Here is a 20,521-nt window from a genome sequence, read left to right on the forward strand (position 1 = left end):
TTACGCCTCGCTGTCCAGAAGAATTTTGCCCTTTACCTCGCCCGGGATCTCAAACAGCTTGAATGCCTCCGCAGCCTGGGACAGGGGGAATTTTTTATAAATAAAGGATTCGTCAAACTTCAGCTGGCCGGTTTTAAAATAATGGGCGGCCAGAGTCCATTCCTCTCCCGGGAACGGCGCGCTGTAGGACATCCAGGAACCGGTGAGGTTGAATTCTTTACGGTTCATGTTCTCCCATTCCTTTACGGAAAAGGTCATTTCCCTGGTAGGCGTTCCGATAAAGCATACACCTGCCTTATTCCCTGCCAGTTCAAAGGCCATCTTCATGGTGATGGTGTTGCCGGCGGTTTCATATACATAATCAAATCCGCGGCCTTCTGTAATGGCCATGGCCTGCTCCATGAAATCCGCGTCCTTTGTGTTCACCGCATGCTCTGCGCCCAGGCGCTTTGCAAGCTCCAATCGTTCCGGAACGATGTCGAACACTGTAGCGGATTTCGCGCCAAAAATTCTGGCCCACTGCATGGTGAACATGCCGATGGTGCCGCCGCCCAGAATCGCCACATTGCCGCCCCCCTGGTAATTCACGCGCTTCAGCCCGTGCAATGCCACGGTGGCAGGCTCAAAAAAGGCTGCCTGTTCAAAGGAAACCGCGTCGTCAAATTTTACAGCGTTCTTTTCCGGAACAGCAACGTATTCCGCATAGCTGCCGTATTCTCTGGAGCCGATAAAGCTGTAGTGTTTGCACAGAGAATAATCGCCTTTCTGGCAGTCCTCACATTTCATGCAGGGCACCAGAGGAACGCCCGCCACTTTGTCTCCGGGCTTTACAGAAGTCACCCCTTCTCCTACTGCTTCTACTGTGCCGGAGAACTCGTGTCCCAGCACATTGGGATAGAAATGGCAGGCTGTTCCGTTGACACGGGGCACGTCGGAGCCACAGATCCCTGTATACTTCACCTTGATCAAAACTTTTCCGGGCGCTGCGCCGGGAGTCTGGATCTCCTCGTAACGAATGTCTTTTACGCCATGAACTACTGCTGCTTTCATTTTTCTCCTCCTTCTAATAACCCATAGACCGGCAGCATGGCATTGGATAATGTCAGATACCGCTCCATGACTCTCTCATATGTTTCATGTATTTCAGGCCGGGGCTCATGCACCCGCTGTACTTTTACTGTTTTTTCCACCGCAGTCTCAAAATCAGGATACATGCCGATGCCAACGCCTGCCAGGATCACTGCTCCCAGGGTGGTGGCTGTATCGGAAGCCGGCACATGGATCTTCTTTCCGGTAACGTCTGCTTTCAGCTGCGTCCACATGCGGCTGTTGGCAGCGCCTCCCATGGCCAGCAGGGAATCCACCTCCACGCCTGCTTCTTTCGCGCAGCGCAGGTTGTGCTCCAGAGAAAAAGCCACGCCCTCCAGGCCGGCCCGGATCATATGGGCAAGGCCCTTGTCGTATCCCAGGCCGTAATATACCCCTCTGGCGTCCGGATTCCATAAAGGGGAACGTTCTCCTGACATATAGGGCAGGAAGATCACGCCCTCGCTCCCCGCAGGCACGGTATCTGCCAGTTCCGTGAGCTCGTCAAAGCTCTTCTGAGGCGCCAGCTCTTTCTGCATCCAGCGCATCACGCCCCCGCCGCCCACGGTGCCGCCCTGGAGCAGCCACTGGTCCGGCACAACATGGGGGCTCAGAATCAGCTTTGGATGGGCCAGGGGCCGGTCTTCACAGATGCTCATGCCCCCTGCCTGCCCTCCCTGTTCCTGGGTCTGCCCCGGGCGGACCACTCCCGCGCCAAGAGATCCGCAGGCAGCGTCCAGACCTCCGGCGGTCACCGGGGTGCCTGCCAGCAGGCCGGTCTGTTCCGCTGCTTTTTCGGTCACGCCGCCCACCACCTGGTGGCAGGCCACAATCTGTTCCGGAACCTTATCCGCCGACAGGCCCAGTTCCGCTGCCAGGACAGGGTCCCAGACCTTTTTGGCCATATCGAAAAAGTGCACGCCATAACCCTGGGAAACTTCCTGGGTTTTTTCACCGCACAGCTTCATGGCTATGTAGCTGTTGCTCTGCAGAAACACATCTGCCCGCGCATATACCTCCGGCATATTTTCCCGGAACCAGATCATTTTGGGGGTGGAATAACTGGGGGTAAACCCATTGCCCGCCACTTCAAAAATCCTGTCCGCGCCCACCTGTTCATTCACTCTGCTGCAGATATCCCTCGCTCTGGTATCCATCCAGATGGGCGTCTTCGCCAGGCAGTTTCCTTCCCGGTCCACCGGAATGGCGGACCAGCTCTGGCCGTCTATGCCGATCCCCGCGATTCTGGAAGGCTGAATCTGGTTTTGCTCCAGAAGCCTTCTTACAGCCCGGCACACTGCCTCCCACCATTCCTCAGGGTCCTGTTCCACCCAGCCGGGATGGGGATAGTAGACCGGGTAATCTTCGCTGGTGTGGGCGAACACCCTCCCGCTCTCTTCAAACACCGCCGCCTTACAGGCAGAGGTTCCAATATCTATTCCCAACAGTAAATCCGCTGCCATGTCATGCCTTTCCTTCGCACCCGCAGACCTTCATGCGGTTCATCACCAGCTCTTTGACCTTTGCCATACCTGCTTTGCCATATTTCTTGGGATCAAATACTCCCGGATCAGCTTCCAGCGTTTCCTTTACGCCTTCCGTATAGGCAATTCTCAGCTCCGTGGCAAAATTCACCTTGCAGATTCCCCGGCGAATGCTCTCTTTCACCGCCTCGTCGGACAAGCCGGAAGCGCCGTGGAGCACCAGCGGAATAGAGACAACTTTGCGGATTTCAGTGAGGCGGTCCAGATCCAGCTTAGGTTCTCCTGTATATACTCCATGGGCGGTTCCGATTGCCACCGCAAGAGAAGAAACTCCCGTGCGCTCCGCGAATTCCGCTGCTTCCTGAGGATCCGTATAGCCTCCGTCCTTGCATTCCAGATCATCTTCCTTGCCGCCGACCTTTCCCAGCTCCGCTTCCACCGGGATCCCGGAGGGCGCGCAGGCGTCCACAACCCGCTTCGTCACCTCAATGTTCTCCTCATACACACTGTGGGAACCGTCGATCATGATAGAAGTATACCCGGTGCGAAGGGCCTGCATGGCCAGTTCAAAACTGCTGCCATGATCCAGATGCATCACCACAGGCACGCCGGCCCGCTCCGCGGCTGCCCTGACATTGGCCAGATAAAGATCCAGCCCTGCGTATTTCACCGTAGAAGGGGTGGTCTGCAGGATCACCGGAGCATTTAACTCCTCCGCCGCATCAATGACCGCCATCACCATTTCCATGTTCTCCACGTTGAACGCCCCTACCGCATAGCCGCCTTTCTGTGCCTTTGTCAGCAGTTCTTTACTTGTTACCAGTGCCATAATTCCTCCTGTTCCGCGCCTGCGCGCCCACACATTTTATCTCTTTGCTTCTCCGCCGGTTTAAAAAAGGAAACCCGCGGCTTCTGATTTCAGAATACCACGGATTTGAAATTTGTCAATACTTTTATAAAGTATTTTATAAAAGTTTTTTTCTGCCGCTGCACATTACAACGTCTCAATAAACCTGCTGATAAACAGAAACGCTCCGCCTTCCGCCGCGGCGTCTTTTTCGTAGTGGCAGGCCTGGAGATAATCCAGAGGCATCACATGGCCGTCCAGCTCTCCCAGCCTGGATTTCAGTTCTTCCTGCCTTCCGGCCAGATAGCCGCCCATATATCCTCCCAGAATCAGCCTGCAGTCAAAGGAAACCCGGATATTGCTGATCAGCAGGGAAAGATTATCCAGATACTCCTCCCAGGCGTCCCGGTACAGGGCGTTCCCCTCTTCCAGACCGTCAAAAAAAGCTTTTAGCTCCCCGCCGCTGATATCCGAAAGCCTTCTGGCGGAAACATAAGTATCCGCGCATCCCCTGCGCCCGCAATAGCACTTTCTTCCGCCCGGGTGCAGAATCATATGGCCGAATTCCGCGCTCTGCCCATGCTCCCCGGAAACCAGGGAACGCCCTTCCAGAAGAGCGCCTCCCACCGTATTGCTCAAATAGAGATAGGCTCTCCGGCCTTCTTCTCCCAAAGCAAAGGCCTCCGCCAGGCCCGCGGCCGAGGAATCGTGAAAAAAGCATACCCTGCCCGGCAGATACCGCCCCAGCAGCTCCGCTGAGACTCCCTGCACGCCCAGGGTTTCCGCATGCAGGATCATTTTTCCTTCCGCATCTAAAATTGCCGGAAGCGTCACCCCGATTCCCAGAAGCCGAGACCTCTTCTCCGGCCCGTCGGAGGGCTTCCCTTTCAGCAGTTCCTCCACCAGCCGCCCAAGCCTTCTGGCATATCGTTCTGTATACTGAAACGGCAGTTTCACCCTTCTCCTGCTCAGCTGTTTTCCATACAAATCCACCAGCACGGCAGTCATATCCAGAGCTGTAATTTCCACCCCTACCGCATACCTGCTTTCCGGTACAATCCGGTAAGACACAGCTCTCCGCCCTCCTGTGGACGCAAAAACGCCTTTTTCTTCCACCAGCCCTTCCTCCAGAAGGCTGTTGAGATAAAGCGCCACTGTGGGCAGGCTCATAGAAAGCGCGTCCGCGATCTCCTGCCTGCTCACGCCGTCCCTTTCATAAATTGCCTGATAAATTCTGTTTCTGTTGTTTTCTTTCCCGCGGACAGGAATTCCGCTGCTATTCATGGCCTTCCTCCCTAATGTTCTATATTCCCTGAAATAAAGAGTCCGGCTCGCCGGACTCTCGCGCCGTAGCGCGGTCGCTTAAGCGGCCATATTTCCTTAGCGCGCAGTGCGATCCCCCGGAGGGGTTTATTGCATAGGGAATGCTGTTTCCTATGCAATAAAGAGTCCGGCTCGCCGGACTCTCGCGCCGAAGCGCGGTCGCTTAAGCGGCCAAATTTCCTTAGCGCGCAGTGCGATCCCCCGGAGGGGTTTGCTACATAGAAAACGCTGTTTCCTATGTAGCAATAAAAGGCCCTGTTTGTCAACAGAACCTTTTCCCATGCTACTGCTTCATTACTTTCTGGGATGAGCCGCGTAGGACTCCCGCAGGCTCCTTCCCGCAAGAGTCACATACATCTGGGTGGTGGAAATATCTGAATGCCCCAGCATCTCCTGTACTGCGTGCAGGTCAGCTCCGCCTGCCACCAGATGTACGGCAAAAGAATGGCGCAGTGTATGAGGGGTGATATCTCCGTCAATCCCTGCCCGCTCCGCGTACAGCTTGATCAGTTTCCAGAAACCCTGACGGCTCATCTGCCCGCCGGAACAGTTGGTAAACAGCAGATCCGTCTGTTTGCCTTTTAGGAGATGTTCCCGCGCCTTTGTCAGATAACTTTCCAACACCTTTTTCGCCGTGTTTCCAAAAGGCACCATCCTGTCCCTTTCTCTGGCGGCGCAGTGTATGTAACCCATCTCCATATTCACGTCCTTCAGCCTCAGGCTGATCAGCTCGGACACTCTGATGCCGGTGGCATAGAGCAGTTCCATCATAGCCTTATCCCGCAATTCTTTGGGTTTACTGCAGTCAGGCTGGCGAAGCAGCCTGTCCATTTCCTGAACGGATAAAATCCCCGGCGCTTTTCTCTCCACTCTGGGCGCGCGCAGGGCAAAAGCAGGATTTTCCCCGCAGGTCCCTGCCGCCACGGCGTACTGAAAAAAAGCCTTTACGGAAGCCACATTCCGGGAGATCGTTGTCGCCGCCTTCCCTTCTTTTTCCAGAAAAAGGATGTAGGACTGCAGGCTGGTCAGCGTTACCTTATCCCAGCTCAGAATCCCTTCTCCCTGCAGAAACTGCACCAGCTTCAGCAGATCGCGGCGGTATGAAACCTCTGTATTCGGTGTGGTTTTTTTAACAGAATGTAAATATGCTATAAATTGTTCTACTTCGGCTGTCATGCCCGCGCTCCCCTTCATCCTTCGTATCTTTAAGACAATGTAAGCTCTATTATAACGGCTTTTTCCTACAAAATCAAACACATTTTTTCCACATTTACCGGACAAAAAAAAGCAATTCCAGCTTGTATACCACATCTGGTAATGAGTCCTCCGCCAATCTCAACATCTTGGTGTTCTGCTGAAGGAAAACTAGAAATATTTTCCAGCAATCCCCATTATTACCGGGTTTAACCAGGTTTCAGAAGCAATTCCCCCCACTGTCAGCAAAACTGCCCCGGCAATTTTCCAGTATCTCTCCCCCCGCGCCATTCTCCCCCTCTCTGGCGCAAGGCGTCCTGCTGTGTCCCAGAGCAAAAAACCTGCCGGAAGATAAAGCAGATACTGGGGGAAACTCATGCACAGAAAACAGGCGGGAGCCAGAATTCCCTTTCCCACAGCCAGCAGCCCCAGGCAGAATCCGGCGCACATGCCCATAAAAACGGCTGACATGCCGTTAACAATTTTTCCGAAAATAGTCTGCCCCGCCAGCAGCAGCAAAACGCAGCCTCCCAGGCGTCTGGGCGCCAGATATTTCAAATAGGATACTGGCACGCCTTTCACCAGCAGAAGTTTTTCCTGAATCTCATCCCCCCAGAGGCTGACGCCAATCCCTCCCTGGGCCTGAACCAGATTGGCAATACATGCCCCGGACAGAAGTCCGGCGCACAAAAGGATCCAATACCACGGAATTTTTTTTTCATTGTACATCACATCACCCCCGGCAGTAAAAGCTATGCCGGGGGTGATTAAAAAATAACTTTATTTTTGGCGCAGATCTTTGTATGCCATCAAGGCCGCTACCGTCTTTGAGTCCTGAATGATCCCCTGATGGATCAGCCCGCTCAGTTCTTCTATCGTGTGGGTTTCCAATTCGATAAACTCATCTTCATCCAAATGCTGGGCGGAGGGGATCAGGTTTCTCGCCAAAAACACATCAATGGTCTCATTGCAGAAGGCCACAGTGGTCACCAGCTTCACCAGGGGCTCCAGCTGTTCGCAGCGGTACCCGGTTTCTTCTTCCAGCTCCCGGGCCGCGCAGACAATCCCCTCTTCTTCCGCAGAATCCTTGGCGCCTGCGGGGATTTCCAATGTGAACCGGTCCAGGGCGTTTCTGTACTGCCGCACCATGATGATTCTGCCGTCCGGCAGCACCGGGACCACAGCCGCCGCGCCTTTGTGGGCCAGGAAATCCCAGTATGCGATATGTCCCTCCGGCGTCTGGATGGTATCTTCATAAAAATCCAGAATCCGGCCCCTGTACTTCAGTTCTCTGTTCAAACGCTTGATCTTATCCATCCTCTACCTCACTTCAGCTTCTCACATTTATCAAAACAGGCGTCAGTCGCTTTCATCAGGGCATTTCTGAATCCCCACTGCTCCAGCGCCTCCACAGCCTCTATGGTAGTGCCCGCCGGGGAACATACCATATCCTTCAGTTTTCCGGGATGCAGGCCGCTCTCCAAAACCATCTCCGCAGAACCGGCCACCGCCCGGGCTACAAACTGATATGCCTGTTCTCTGGGCATGCCGCATTTGACCACGCCGTCCGCCAGGGCTTCGATGAACATGTATACATAAGCCGGAGAGCTGCCGCTGGCGCAGGCGACGGCGCTCATCAGCCCTTCCGGAACCACCTGCATCTGCCCGAAAGATGTGAAAATAGTTCGGATCATCTCCTGTTCTTCCTCCGAAAACAGCGAAGGATCATAAGATACTCCGGTCATGCCCTTGCCGATCAGAGCCGGAGTGTTGGGCATGGCCCGGACAATTCTTCTGTCATAGCCAAGGGTCTGCTGCAGCTTTTCTATGGTAATGCCCGGCGCGATGGAAATGACTACATGCTCCTGGGTGACAATATTCACAATATTTTTCAGCACTGCGGGATAAAACTGAGGCTTCACCGCAAGCACAAGATATTTTGCATCATTTGCGCAGGCAGCGTTGCTGTCCATAAAGCGGACTCCTGTTTCCTCATAAACCTGCCGGACCCGCTGTTCATTGGCGTCGGAAAACACCAGATTCATTTTATCGAAATATTTCAGCGCGCCTTTGAGCATCGCATATCCCATATTTCCCATGCCGATAAATCCAATTCTGTCCATCTGAATCATCCTCCTCATTTTCCCTTAGAGTAGCACATTTTTTCCAAAATAACAACCCAAACTCTTGCTTTTCAATTCGGTTTCCTGTATATTAGGAACAGGTAAAAGGAGGCGCAGCATGAAATTATTGAAGCAGCCGCAGCATGTGATTTTTGATATGGACGGATTGATGTTTGATACGGAAGCGCTGTGTTTTATCTGTGAGCAGGAAGCTGCGGCAGAATACGGATATACCGTAGACAAGGAACTCTATCTTCAAACATTGGGCGTCAACCAGACCGCTTACCGTGAGATCATGCTTGCTCATTTCGGCGACGGATTTCCGGTGGAAAAAATTTCCGAACTCACCTATCAGAAAATGGACGCCCGCATGGAATCAGAAGGCGTTCCCGTCAAGCCCGGGCTGCTCACACTGCTGGACGGACTTTCTTCCAGGAAAATCCGCTGCTCCGTCGCCTCTTCCAGCCGTTCCGCCCGTGTCCGCCGTATGCTGGCTATGGCAGGAATTTCTTCTTATTTTTCTGTTGTCACCGGCGGTGAAATGACCGAACGATCCAAACCTGAGCCGGATATCTTTTTAAAGGCCTGTGAAACCGCAGGATTCACCCCGGAAGCCTCCCTGGTACTGGAGGATTCTCCCAATGGGCTGCTGGCCGCGCACCGCGCCGGTATTCCGGCAGTCTGTATACCGGATCTTACAGAGCCGCCGGCCTCTGTGCTGAAGCTGGCCTGTTCGGTGCTGCCGCGTCTGGATATGGTTCTGGAATTGCTGCAGCCTAAATAATCAAGGAGGGAAATTTATGAGTAATTATGTCATCACTACAGATTCAGCCTGTGATCTTCCTCAGGAGTATCTGAAAAAACACAATATTTATGCCCAGTCCCTGTTCTACCAGCTGGGGGAAGATGTTTACGGAGGTACAAAGGAGCTGAGCCCTTCAGATTTTTATAATAAAATGCGGGAAGGCCAGATGCCCACCACCATGGCCATTAATCCGGAAGAACTGCGGGAGGGCCTGCATCCCATTCTGGAACAGGGCCTTGATATCATTCACCTTGCCTTCTCTTCTGGCCTGAGCAGCAGCTACCAGAATGCAGTGATCTCCGCAGAGGACCTTCGTGAGGAATTTCCCGACAGGAAGATCACTGTAATCGATACAAAGTGTGCGTCCCTTGGGCAGGGGCTTCTGGTACATAAGGCCGTGATGGCCAAAGAGGCCGGCAAATCCTATCAGGAAACAGTCAGCCACGTTCAGATGATCCTGCCGCATCTCTGCCACGTATTTACAGTGGATGACCTCTTCAATTTATACCGGGGCGGCCGGGTATCCAAAACTGTTGCTGTGCTGGGAACTATTGTGAATGTGAAACCGGTTCTCCATGTAGATGACGACGGACATCTGATTCCCCTTTCCAAGGTGCGCGGGCGCAAGAAATCCCTTACAGCCCTGGTAGATCTGATGGAAAGCAAAATCAAAGGTTACGAAGATGAAAATAATACTGTTTTTATCAGCCACGGGGATTGTATGGAAGACGCAGAATATGTAGCGAATCAGGTCCGGGAGCGCTTCGGCATCCAGGATATCCTGATTCATTATGTAAGCCCCACCATCGGCGCCCACTCCGGGCCGGGTACCCTTGCCCTGTTTTTTGTAGGGAACCCCAGGTAATAGAATAAAGAGTCCGGCTCGCCGGACTCTCGCGCCGAAGCGCAGCCGCTTCAGCGGCCATATTTCCTTAGCGCGTAGTGCGCATCCCCCGGAGGGTTTTATTTCATAGGGAACGCAGTTTCCTATGAAATAAAATAAATACAAGCCAATGCTGCAGGTTCCGGCATATCTGTCCGGGATCTGCAGCATCCATTTTTATTCTTTTACAGGAGTGAATGATCATGAAGAAAAAAAGCACCCGCGCTGCCGCATTTCTGCTTGCCGCTGTTCTGACAGTTTCCGCCGCTGCCTGCGGCAATTCTGAAAATGCCGGAGAGACCACTTTTCCGGCCGCCTCTGAAGGAACTTATACCTCTGCCCAGGAGACTCCGGAAGAGATTTCTACAGAATCTGCCAGTTCTCCTTCGTCTTCTGAAGGTTCCCCGGAAACAACGGGCCCCGTGGAGCAGACGACGGGCGCTCCAGAGCCTGTTCCGTCCTCCGCTCCGACTTTGCAGCCCACTGCGGCGGACGGACAGGCTCTGGGAATTACAGCTCAAAGCGCTGTTCTCTACAGCTGTGCGGACGGAAAAACGCTGGTAGCCAAACGTTCTGATAATTTGGTCTATCCTGCCAGCACTGCCAAACTGCTGACTGCGATCATTGCATTGCGCTATGTCCCTCTGTCTGATGCGGTCACTGTAGGGGATGAACTGGATCTGGTACAGCCCCACTCCAGCCTGGCCTACCTTGCCAAAGGCCAGCAGCTGACCATGGATACGCTGCTTCACGCACTGCTGATCCCTTCAGGAAATGACGCCGCCTACACAATTGCCGCCCATACAGGCAGGGTAATCGCAGGCAATCCGGCACTTTCTCCATCTGAAGCAGTTTCCGTATTTGTCAACACGATGAATCAAATTGCAGCAGAACTGGGCATGAAAAATTCCTTTTTCACCAATCCTGACGGCTATGACGACCCAAAACAGCAGACCACTGCGGAGGATCTGGCTCTGCTGGGAGCAGAATTTGTAAAGCATCCTGAACTAACCGCTATTACCTCACTTTTTTCTTACGATGCGGTATTTACCAGCGGAGAACGGATTACCTGGAAGAATACAAATGCGCTCATTGACGCTTCCAACGCCAACTATGTCAGCGAATGCATCGGCCTGAAAACAGGTAGCAGCGCATACAGCGGCAACTGTCTGGTCAGCGCCTTTACCCACGGCGGCCAGTCCTATATTGCCGTAGTGATGAACAGTTCCAAAGCAGCCCGCTGGTCAGATTCCATACTGCTGTATCAATACCTTATACAGCAGTAAATCATTAAAAGCAGAGGTATCAGAATGCCAAAAGTGAAGTTAACTGTCACAGAAAGTAAATGCAGAGGCGCGTACTGTAAAAAGGGAGATGAATTTCTCATCGGGGATTTATGTCCTCCTCTGTGTCATGAGCTGTGGAATACCATCTATCCGCTGGTTTACGCTCTGCAGAATGGGGCGGAACTGGATTACGGCCCGGGCCGCGCAAAAAAATTTGATGCAAAATGCCCTGACGGGGGAAGAGTCAGCGTGCACGGCGAGGTCATTGCTGAATGATAGGCGGCCTTACTTTTCCTTCATCATCAGGAACTCTGTGTTGTCATCCCTATAGAGATTAGGCAATTCGCCAACTTGCCGGAATCCATTTTTTTCATAAAAACGCTTTGCTACCGGATTAAAATCAGCGACAGCCAAAAATATTTTTTTATCCTCCGCACATATTGCATTCACGAAAAAATCAATCAGGATTTTTCCGATTCCTTTTTTTCGGTATCCCTATAAATTCCCCTGCTCTATGCCTTCCGGCACTGCCATTTTTCCTGCTCCCGCGCCAGTAAAATACTTTCTGCCCAACTCTGAATTTAAAAGGGCTTCCTCACAATCGTTCAAATATTGTCTGGTTCCCTTTTCTATCCTAATATCCATCTGTTCCTCCCCGATGACGTTTTATAGTTTCCCGAACTGCCGTGCCAGAAGCCCGGTGGACCACTCGTACATCTCCATAGTCTCATATTTCCGGTACTCGCACTCCAGAGAAACCAATACCAGCAGATAGATGTCGTACCAGAGAGCGCGCCGCCGCTGGGTCTCTGCCATTGCGGCTATACCGTAGCCTTTTATGAAATCTTCATTTTCTTTGTAAGTCCGAAATCCCACCTCCATCAGGGGGTCCGCCCACAGACTCCTCTCCCAGTCAATGAATCCTGTTATTTTTCCGTTCTGAACAAAAATATTGCCGTCCCACAAATCCCAGTGCACCAGTTTCGGAACCTTTACTTCATAAAAAATGTCCTTATCCTTCTCAAGGTGTTCCAGCAGACCGGCCCCGGAGATTTTAAGATCCACCTTGCCTGCCTCCGCGTCCTGCAATCCCAGTTCCAGCATGCTGCGAAATACAGGAAACCATTCTTCTCCCTGCAGCTTGGGCTGCCCGGGCAGACCGAAACACGGGCAGGAAATTTCATTGATCTTCCGGTTGAGCCCTCCGGCTTCAACCTGTATTCTGCTGATTTCCTCCCGCGGCAGCGTATCTTTCATGGAAAACAGGCTTGCCCCCTCCAGTTTTTCCATGAAAAAATACGGAGAAGGGCAGACTGTACAGCTGCTGTCATACCCATAAATTTCAGGCACAGGGATTTCCGGGCAGGAGGCTGCCATTTTCATGGCCTGCACCTCGCTGAACATGATGTTTTTCTCGTAAGACATCACCCGCACATTCTTCTGCGGCGCTACCTTGAGGATCGTTTCTTTGCCGCTTTTCAGCCGGACCTCATAAGCCACATTAAAATACCCTTCCGTCAGCTCGGTGCAGTTTTCCATCTCTTCTCCTGCAAAAATCTTTGCAGCCATCTCTTCCAGCGTGCGCCGGCTCTGTCTGTTCTTTGTCAGGCTATCCATCCCGTCTTCTCCTTCTGATTATTTACAATTCATCCTGCATTTTCCGCAGCGGCCGGTACACCAGCCACAGCATGGTCAGGTAGCAGGCCAGGCCGCCTGCAAAATTGGATATCGGTTCCGCCAAAAACACACCGGTCGTCCCAAGGCCTCCCACCATGGGCAGCAGCAGCGTCAGAGGAACCACGATCACAACTTTGCGGAGCAAAGAGAAAAACACTGCCTGCTTCGGCCTTCCCAGTCCCACAAATACGCTTTGCCCCGCAAACTGCAGGGACATCATGAAAAATCCAAAGAAGTAGACGTGCATGGACGGAACGCCCAGCGCCAGCATCTGCGCATCGCTGTTGAAAATACGGATCAAAAATTCCGGGAACAGCCAGATCACGCCCCAGGCAGCTACGGTATAGATCACACAGGCGGCGCTGGAAAAACGGATGCCCTTGCAGACCCGCTGATATTTCCTTGCCCCATAATTAAATCCCATCACCGGCTGCGCCGCATTGGTCAATCCATTAACCGGCATCATCAGCACATCCCGGACAGACTGCAGAATTGTCATCACGCCCACATAGTCGTCCCCGCCGTACCGCTGTAAGGTAGAATTACAGAAAATCTGCACCAGGCTGTTGGTTATGGCCATCATGAAGCCGGAAAGCCCCATCACTGTAATGTTCTTCACCCGCTCCCATTTCAGCCTCATGGCGGACAGGCGCAGCTTCAGCCCTGCCTTTTTCCCTGTAAGGAACCACAGCACCCACAGCGCGGATACCCCCTGGGATATCACCGTCGCTATGGCGGCCCCCTTCACGCCAAGGTGGAAGACAAAAATAAATACCGGGTCCAGCACCAGGTTGATCACCGCCCCGATCATCACCGTCAGCATCCCGGTTTTCCCAAATCCCTGCGAATTAATAAAACCGTTCATGCCAAGGCCCACCATCACAAATATGCTGCCGCACAGATAGATGGTGAGATAGGTGTCCGCGTAGGGAAAAGTGGCGTCGCTGGCCCCGAACAGATACAGCATGGGCTTTTTCAGAACAAGGCAGACAAGCGTCAGGACCGCTCCGCTGATCAGCAGGAGGGTCAGGGAATTCCCCATGATTTTCCCCGCTTCTTCCTCGTTTTTTCTTCCCCTTTCGATGGAAAAAAGCGGCGCCCCGCCCTGTCCGAACAGGTTGGTAAACGCCGTTACAATCGAAAGAATGGGGAAAGTGAGCCCCAGTCCGGTGAGCGCCAGCTTTCCTTCCCCGGGAATCCGGCCGATATACATCCTGTCCACCACATTATACAGGACATTGACCAGCTGGGCCAGCATCATGGGTACCGCCAAATTCATGATGTTCCGGGCCACGCTCCCTTTTCCGAAATCAGTTGCTTGTACTGCCGAACCCGCCGTTTCTTTCATCCTCTGCCTCATCATCAATTGTGATCCCATACTCCAGGAAAATCCCCTGCATGAATCCCTGTCCCGCAGGCACCCTGCAGACTTTTCCTTCTCTGGAATCATTGGTCAGCTTTGCAAAAATATGGCCTTCATTGTCAGAATTATAATAATCACTGTCTATGATGCCCACCGTATTATTCATCTGCAGGCGGAACTTAAAGCCCAGGCCGCTCCTGGGATAACAGGTCAGCACCCAATCCGGCTCCATCTTCACCCGGATTCCGGTGGGAATCTTCACGCTTTCCCCGGGGGCCAGCTCCAGATCCACAGGAGCGTAAAAATCATACCCCGCGCTGCCTCTGGTGGCTCTCCTGGGAAGAGCAATCCCATCATATATCTTTCTGCATTCTTCTTCCTTCACCGGGCCGAAGGTATCGCACCAGTCCTCATAAAATCTGGGGAAGCTCACTTTTTCCATTTTAGCAATCCGTCTCATCTTTCTTCTCCTGTCAGTCTTCATACTTCAGCACTACGCTGCCTGATGCCAGGGACGCCTTTACGTCAATCACCCGCTGGTTGGAACTGCCTTTCCACCTGAGGGATTTGTCCGCCAGGGCCTGGACAAACTCTCCGTCCACCAGCACGTCCACGTACTTCACAAAAGGCAGCCGGTTCACCTCTTCCCAAAGCGCTCCCGTATACAGCCATATTGTTTTTTTCGGAAATTTTTCATGGATTTCCTCCACAAGCATGCCGATTTCCTCTGTATTTCTGGGATGCAGCGGATCTCCGCCGCTGAAAGTCACCCCGCTGATATAATCTTTCTCCAGCTCTCCAAAAAGCTCCTGCCTGGCCGTCTCATCAAAGGGCAGGCCGCCGTTGACGTCCCAGGTAATCTGGTTGTGGCAGTTCTCACAGCAATGGCTGCAGCCGGAAACCCACAAAACCACTCTCAGACCGTCTCCATTGAGCATGTCATCTTTTGTAATATTATGATACCGCATGATATTCCTCCGCGCATTTTATTCAGACCCGCAGGCCATTTCACGTCCTTTATTTTAGCATGGACCGGTTTCAAAGTCAACGCCGCAGGGAAAGTCCTCCTGCTCTGTAAAAAGCTTCCGGATATAGGCCAACGAGCCTTTCTCCTCTTTCAGATTTACAGAAAATCCCATCTGCTTTGCAGCTTCGGAAGAAATCTGTGCAAAAAATCCGCACATCTGCCAAAGGGCTTCCCAGGCTTCTTTTATATCCGCCCTGCTGTACGTCTTCAGCAGAGCAGCCTGCTCCTGTTCTGTGAGATATTTCATCAAATATTTATTTCCTTTTCCCACGGAAATCATAAAATCCTGCCGGAAACCAGCCATCCAGCCCAACATTCTCAGCAGTTCCTCTCTCACAGCACGGTCCGCCAGCTGTAAAGCAAAAATTATTTCCTCCCGGCAGAGGGCTTTTGCAACATAGGGCGCCGTCCACCAGAATTCGTTACAGCAGGCTTCAAATTCAGCCTGTGACGGCTTTTTCACCCAGTACATCCTGTCGCTGGCGGGAAGAAGCTCCGGCAGCAGCCCTGTTTTATCCAGTAAAATTACTGTTTCCGTATCCTCCCGCACCATTTCCAGCGCCCGGTCCTTTCGGACAAAAGAAGCGTCGATCCGGTTGCCGTCCGTAAACTGTATCAGGCAGGCATAGCGTTTTTCCGTTTCACCGCCGGGAAACAGAACAGACTGATCCGGCTCCTGCATTACGGCGATCTCTCCGAACCTCGGAATCCAGGACTTATCTTTCTGAAAGTCAATCGTGTTCTCAACCACAAAAACAATATCAAAATCCTGATACCGGTCAGGGGGAGCGCTGGGATTTGCCCTGGAACCATTCATCCAGACAGCCAGGATCTCCTCCCTCTCCTCCGCAAATTCCAGAATCAGCCGCATCATCTCATCTTCACTTCGCATAAATCGTCTCTCCCTTCACGAAATAGAATCCCGCTGGCAGTCTGCCGCAACGAAAAAAGCCCCGAAACTTCCCGGACACCCCCCAGGGCCTCCGGGAAAGATCCGAAGCCTTCCCCTGCAGGTTGTACTTATTTAAAATATCTTACGCCGGACTCAAAGATCTTCATATCCTGATTGCCATAGATATTGATTGCCACCGACTCCCCGATCCGCTCGGAGTGGGCCATCTTGCCCAGAATCCTGCCGTCCGGGCTGGTAATGCCTTCAATAGCGGCATAGGAACCGTTGACATTCCAGGTTTCGTCCTGCGCCAGATTTCCGTCGGCGTCCACATACTGGGTCGCCACCTGACCGTTTGCAAACAGTTTGTCAATCCACTCTTTGCCCGCCACGAAACGGCCTTCTCCGTGAGACGCGGGATTACAGTATACACCGCCCAGCTCTGTCCCCTGCAGCCAGGGAGACTTGTTGGTCACCACTTTCAGGTATACCATTTTGGAAATGTGGCGGCCCACAGTGTTCATGGTCAGAGTGGGGGAATCCGGCGTCTGCTGGCGGATCTCCCCATAAGGAACCAATCCCAGCTTGATCAGCGCCTGGAAACCGTTGCAGATACCCAGCATCAGTCCGTCCCGTTCATTCAGCAGCTTTTCAATGGCTTCTTTCATCTTTGCGTTCCGGAACATGGTGGCGAAGAACTTGGCGGAACCTTCCGGCTCGTCGCCGGCGGAAAAGCCGCCGGGGAACATCACGATCTGAGACCCGCCGATGGCCTTCTCAAACGCTTCCACAGATTCCCGGATATCGGAGGCGCTCTGGTTTTTCATCACCTTTACCGTCACATCCGCTCCCGCCCGTTCAAAGGCCCTGGCGCTGTCATATTCACAGTTGGTGCCGGGGAACACAGGAATGAACACCCTGGGCTTCGCCACCTTATGGCGGCATACATAAATTTTATCTGTGCTGTAAACAGGGGTGTCTACCGCAGGCTGCTCCTGACCGGACACAGAAGGAAATACCTTTTCCAGGGGACGCGTCCAGGCCAAGACCGCCTCCTGCAGCGCCACTTTCGTATCTCCGTAGGACAGCGTACCGTCTGCTGTTACTTCACCGATCACACGGCCTGCCGCCTTCAGATGTCCCGCATCCTCCGGCCTCACCTCAGCGATCAGCGCGCCGTATTCAGGAGCAAACAGTTCCGCGCTGTCCAGATTTTCAACAGACAGCTTTACGCCCAGCCTGTTTCCGAAGGACATTTTGCTCACGGCCTCTGCAATGCCTCTCGCTCCCAGCGCATAAGCGGACTGAATTCTTCCTGCCTCCACGTCGGAGAAGAAATCCCCGTACATTGTTTTCAGTTCTTCATAATCCGGAAGATCTTCTTCATTGCGGGTTACCGGGAAATAAACCAGCACATTGCCGGCTTTTTTCAGCTCCGGCGTAATCATATTCTTATCTGTGGCTACGTCCACCGCGAAAGAAACAAGTGTGGGCGGCACATGAATGTCGTTAAAGGAACCGGACATGGAATCCTTGCCCCCGATGCTGGGCAGACCGAAGCCCAGCTGCGCGTCATAAGCGCCCAGCAGAGCGGAAAAAGGCTGTCCCCAGGTTTTGGGGTTTTCTGTCATTCTCTGGAAGTACTCCTGGTAAGTCATGCGGATTTTGCTGATATCCCCGCCGCCTGCGGCGATCTTTGCCACAGAATCCACCACAGCGTACACGGCCCCGTGATAAGGGCTCCAGGAGGACAGGTAGGGATCAAAGCCATAGCTCATCATGGTGACCACATCCGTCTTTCCCTGAGCCACCGGCAGCTTTGCCACCATGGACTGCGTTTCTGTCATCTGATATTTGCCGCCGTAAGGCATCAGCACGCTGCCCGCGCCGATGGAGCCGTCGAACATCTCCACCAGCCCTTTCTGGGAGCAGACATTCAGATCCCCCAGCATATCCATCCAGGTATCCTTCAGATCTTCTGTTTTTTTCTTTTCAGCAAAGTAGCTGTCAGCCTTCTTCGGGCTTTCCACTACCACGTCCGTCTCCTGGTGCGCGCCGTTGGTATCCAGGAAAGCGCGGCTTAAATCCACAATCTTTTTCCCTCTCCATACCAGTACAAGACGCTTTTCTTCTGTCACTTCAGCTACCGGGACTGCTTCCAGGTTTTCCTCTGCCGCAAACTCCAGGAACCGGTCCACGTCTTTCGGATCCACCACCACAGCCATGCGTTCCTGGGATTCGGAAATAGCGATTTCTGTGCCGTCCAGGCCCGCGTATTTTTTCGGAACCTTGTCCAGCTGTACAACCAGCCCGTCAGCCAGCTCTCCAATGGCTACGGATACTCCGCCCGCGCCAAAATCGTTGCACTTTTTAATCAGCCGGCTGACCTCTTCTCTGCGGAACAAGCGCTGGATTTTTCTCTCTGTGGGGGGATTCCCCTTCTGCACTTCTGCGCCGCAGGTTTCGATGGATTCCTCGGTATGGACCTTGGAAGAGCCGGTGGCCCCGCCGCAGCCGTCCCGTCCCGTGCGCCCACCCAGCAGGATAATGATATCGCCCGGGTCGGAAGTCTCACGGATCACTGCCCGTCGGGGCGCCGCGCCCATCACCGCGCCGATCTCCATACGCTTTGCCGCATAGTCGGGATGATAGATTTCCTTCACATATCCAGTGGCAAGGCCGATCTGGTTGCCGTAGGAACTGTATCCATGGGCCGCTCCTGTCACCAGCTTCTTCTGGGGCAGCTTGCCCTTCATGGTTTCGGACAAAGGCCTGGTAGGATCCGCGGCACCGGTCACGCGCATAGCCTGATATACATAGGTACGCCCGGACAGCGGATCTCGGATGGCTCCGCCCAGGCAAGTAGCGGCTCCGCCGAAAGGCTCGATTTCAGTGGGGTGGTTGTGGGTTTCATTTTTGAAATTCACCAGCCACTCTTCCTCCACACCGTCCACCTTTACCGGCACCACGATGGAGCAGGCGTTAATCTCATCCGACTCCTCCTGGTCCTCCAGTTTCCCTTCTTTTTTCAGCTTTCTCATGGCCATCAGCGCCAGATCCATCAGGCAGACGAACTTGTCCTTACGGCCTTTCAAAATTTCGGTGCGGTCATTGATATATCTGTTATATGTATTTTCCAGCACTTCCCGGAAATCGCCGTTTTCGAAGGTCACATTCTTCAGCTCTGTCTGGAAAGTGGTATGGCGGCAGTGGTCGGACCAGTAGGTGTCCAGAACCCTGATTTCCGTCATGGAAGGGTCGCGTCTTTCTTCTTCACGGAAGTAGTTCTGGATATGCTGGAAATCCCGGAAGGTCATGGCCAGATTCAAAGAACCATACAGTTCCTTTAATTCGCCTTCAGCCATTGCAGAAAACCCATCAAAAATCCGCACATCTTCCGGCTCCTCAAATTCTGTGATCAGCGTCTCCGGGATATCGGAAGACGCTTCTCTGGAATCCACCGGGTTGATGCAATGGTCTTTGATCTTCTGCACATCAGCGTCTGTCAGAGAGCCTGCCAGCACATAGGTGGTGGCCGTGCGGATCACCGGGTCTTCCTCTTCAGACAGCAGCTTCACGCACTGCACGGCGGAGTCCGCCCGCTGATCGAACTGCCCGGGCAGAAACTCCACGGAAAACACGGAGTCCCCGGGGTTCTTCGGAAGATCATTTTCATACAGATCATCCACCGGCGGTTCGGAAAATACCGTTCCCAGCGCCTGCTGATACGCTGTTTCAGAAAGGTTCTCAATGTCGTACCGGATCAGCACCCTTACGCCTGTCACAGCGTCGATTCCCAGGTAACTCCCGATTTCTTCCTTCAGCTCCTGTGCCCTGACTGCAAAAGGCGCTTTTTTCTCCACATATACTCTCTTAACGCTCATTTTGACCTCCATTTATCGTCATGGTAGTAATTATCTTCATAAAGTATACAACGTTTTGGATTCTCTGACAATCGGTAACTTTACTGAATTGCGTTCAGCGCTTCCCGCATCAGCATATGCACTTCGTCCTCCGGCAGCCCCATCTGCTCTGCAACTTCCGCCAGGGTGGCTTCCCGCCCCAGCTCTTCGGCAAGCTTTGTGGTGATCTCGTCCATTTTATTCATGGTTTCCACCATCCTGTCCTTTGCCGCAGCCTCCCCGCTCTCTTCTTCCAGAGCGTCCTCCATGGCCGCCCGGATTCCGGCGCGGATATGCTGCCTGAAATCCATCCCTGCACCAAAAGTTGCAATAGCTTCCATAAGCCCCAGATTTCCTTCCTGAATCAGATCCCCCAGGGGCACCCCCCTGCCCAGGTACCCTCTGGCTTCCTCCAGCACAGTGCGCAGATTGCCCTCCGTCAGCTTTTCCCTTGCTCCCGGTTCTCCGGAAAGAAAGGCTGACGCAAGCTCCGCTTCCTGCTCCCGGGTCAGCTCCGGAAGATCCTTCAGTTCCTCCAGATAAATGCTCAGATATTCCTGTTCTTCCATATTTTCTGCCTCCACCTACGGTTTTTCATCAACAGTTTATCATATTTTTTCCAGAAAGGC

At 53.0% G+C, this 20,521-nt stretch carries 20 protein-coding genes and 1 pseudogene; 4 read left to right on the plus strand and 17 right to left on the minus strand.

Annotation, left to right across the window (positions count from 1 at the left end; genetic code table 11):
- The 8 genes from EV209_RS07745 to proC all read right to left on the minus strand — a co-directional run bounded on the left by EV209_RS07745 (position 1) and on the right by proC (position 8,057).
- A complete protein-coding gene (locus tag EV209_RS07745; RefSeq protein WP_130434753.1) occupies positions 1–1,050 on the minus strand; it encodes a galactitol-1-phosphate 5-dehydrogenase in 1,050 nt (349 codons plus the stop codon).
- On the minus strand, positions 1,047–2,549 hold the full coding sequence (gene xylB / locus EV209_RS07750) for a xylulokinase (RefSeq protein WP_130434755.1): 1,503 nt from the start codon (positions 2,547–2,549) through the stop codon (positions 1,047–1,049). The genes EV209_RS07745 and xylB overlap by 4 nt, the downstream gene beginning before the upstream one ends.
- Position 2,550: 1 nt before the next feature.
- Complete coding sequence (gene fba / locus EV209_RS07755; RefSeq protein ID WP_130434757.1) at positions 2,551–3,399, minus strand: class II fructose-1,6-bisphosphate aldolase; 849 nt, start codon at positions 3,397–3,399, stop codon at positions 2,551–2,553.
- Positions 3,400–3,564: 165 nt separating this feature from the next.
- Complete coding sequence (locus EV209_RS07760) at positions 3,565–4,701, minus strand: ROK family transcriptional regulator (protein ID WP_130434759.1); 1,137 nt, start codon at positions 4,699–4,701, stop codon at positions 3,565–3,567.
- Positions 4,702–5,034: 333 nt separating this feature from the next.
- Positions 5,035–5,916: a site-specific tyrosine recombinase gene (locus EV209_RS07765; RefSeq protein WP_130434761.1), complete on the minus strand. Its 882-nt coding sequence runs from the start codon at positions 5,914–5,916 to the stop codon at positions 5,035–5,037.
- 189 nt (positions 5,917–6,105) lie between these two features.
- Entirely contained in the window at positions 6,106–6,663 is a 558-nt protein-coding gene (locus EV209_RS07770) for a hypothetical protein (protein ID WP_130434763.1), read from the minus strand.
- A 51-nt stretch (positions 6,664–6,714) separates the two neighbouring features.
- Complete coding sequence (locus EV209_RS07775; RefSeq protein WP_130434765.1) at positions 6,715–7,251, minus strand: NUDIX hydrolase; 537 nt, start codon at positions 7,249–7,251, stop codon at positions 6,715–6,717.
- An 8-nt stretch (positions 7,252–7,259) separates the two neighbouring features.
- Positions 7,260–8,057, minus strand: coding sequence for a pyrroline-5-carboxylate reductase (proC, locus tag EV209_RS07780; RefSeq protein WP_130434767.1), 798 nt, complete (start codon positions 8,055–8,057; stop codon positions 7,260–7,262).
- A gap of 118 nt (positions 8,058–8,175) precedes the next feature.
- On the opposite strand from proC, the gene EV209_RS07785 reads away from it, so the two are divergent.
- The 4 genes from EV209_RS07785 to EV209_RS07800 all read left to right on the plus strand — a co-directional run bounded on the left by EV209_RS07785 (position 8,176) and on the right by EV209_RS07800 (position 11,307).
- Entirely contained in the window at positions 8,176–8,841 is a 666-nt protein-coding gene (locus tag EV209_RS07785; RefSeq protein WP_130434769.1) for an HAD family hydrolase, read from the plus strand.
- 16 nt (positions 8,842–8,857) lie between these two features.
- Complete coding sequence (locus EV209_RS07790; RefSeq protein WP_130434771.1) at positions 8,858–9,727, plus strand: DegV family protein; 870 nt, start codon at positions 8,858–8,860, stop codon at positions 9,725–9,727.
- Between the two features lie 221 nt (positions 9,728–9,948).
- A complete protein-coding gene (locus tag EV209_RS07795) occupies positions 9,949–11,031 on the plus strand; it encodes a D-alanyl-D-alanine carboxypeptidase family protein (RefSeq protein ID WP_165388858.1) in 1,083 nt (360 codons plus the stop codon).
- Between the two features lie 24 nt (positions 11,032–11,055).
- Positions 11,056–11,307 carry a TIGR04076 family protein gene (locus tag EV209_RS07800; protein WP_130434775.1) on the plus strand — a complete coding sequence of 84 codons (252 nt, stop codon included), beginning with the start codon at positions 11,056–11,058 and terminating at the stop codon, positions 11,305–11,307.
- 9 nt (positions 11,308–11,316) lie between these two features.
- On the opposite strand, the pseudogene EV209_RS17090 reads toward EV209_RS07800, so the two are convergent.
- The 9 genes and pseudogenes from EV209_RS17090 to EV209_RS07840 all read right to left on the minus strand — a co-directional run.
- A pseudogene (locus tag EV209_RS17090) lies at positions 11,317–11,511 on the minus strand (GNAT family N-acetyltransferase); the annotation flags it as partial.
- 15 nt (positions 11,512–11,526) lie between these two features.
- Positions 11,527–11,676 (minus strand): hypothetical protein, encoded by a 150-nt coding sequence (locus EV209_RS16310; RefSeq protein WP_165388859.1) that lies wholly within the window; start codon positions 11,674–11,676, stop codon positions 11,527–11,529.
- Positions 11,677–11,697: 21 nt separating this feature from the next.
- Complete coding sequence (locus tag EV209_RS07810; RefSeq protein WP_130434777.1) at positions 11,698–12,648, minus strand: aminoglycoside phosphotransferase family protein; 951 nt, start codon at positions 12,646–12,648, stop codon at positions 11,698–11,700.
- A gap of 22 nt (positions 12,649–12,670) precedes the next feature.
- Complete coding sequence (locus EV209_RS07815; RefSeq protein WP_207220589.1) at positions 12,671–14,071, minus strand: MATE family efflux transporter; 1,401 nt, start codon at positions 14,069–14,071, stop codon at positions 12,671–12,673.
- Complete coding sequence (locus EV209_RS07820; protein WP_130434781.1) at positions 14,019–14,531, minus strand: dCTP deaminase/dUTPase family protein; 513 nt, start codon at positions 14,529–14,531, stop codon at positions 14,019–14,021. Before EV209_RS07820 ends, EV209_RS07815 begins: the two co-directional genes overlap by 53 nt.
- Before the next feature lie 13 nt (positions 14,532–14,544).
- A complete protein-coding gene (nrdG, locus tag EV209_RS07825) occupies positions 14,545–15,039 on the minus strand; it encodes an anaerobic ribonucleoside-triphosphate reductase activating protein (RefSeq protein WP_130434783.1) in 495 nt (164 codons plus the stop codon).
- 54 nt (positions 15,040–15,093) lie between these two features.
- The gene (locus EV209_RS07830; protein ID WP_130434785.1) at positions 15,094–15,990 is read right to left on the minus strand and encodes an aminoglycoside 6-adenylyltransferase; all 897 of its coding nucleotides are present in this window, start codon (positions 15,988–15,990) and stop codon (positions 15,094–15,096) included.
- Positions 15,991–16,118: 128 nt separating this feature from the next.
- Positions 16,119–19,874 (minus strand): phosphoribosylformylglycinamidine synthase, encoded by a 3,756-nt coding sequence (locus EV209_RS07835; RefSeq protein ID WP_130434787.1) that lies wholly within the window; start codon positions 19,872–19,874, stop codon positions 16,119–16,121.
- An 80-nt stretch (positions 19,875–19,954) separates the two neighbouring features.
- The gene (locus EV209_RS07840) at positions 19,955–20,461 is read right to left on the minus strand and encodes a sigma-70 domain-containing protein (RefSeq protein WP_130434789.1); all 507 of its coding nucleotides are present in this window, start codon (positions 20,459–20,461) and stop codon (positions 19,955–19,957) included.
- Positions 20,462–20,521: the final 60 nt, after the last annotated feature.

Origin of the sequence: Cuneatibacter caecimuris (genome assembly GCF_004216775.1) — a bacterium.
Taxonomy (GTDB): Bacteria; Bacillota; Clostridia; order Lachnospirales; family Lachnospiraceae; genus Cuneatibacter; species Cuneatibacter caecimuris.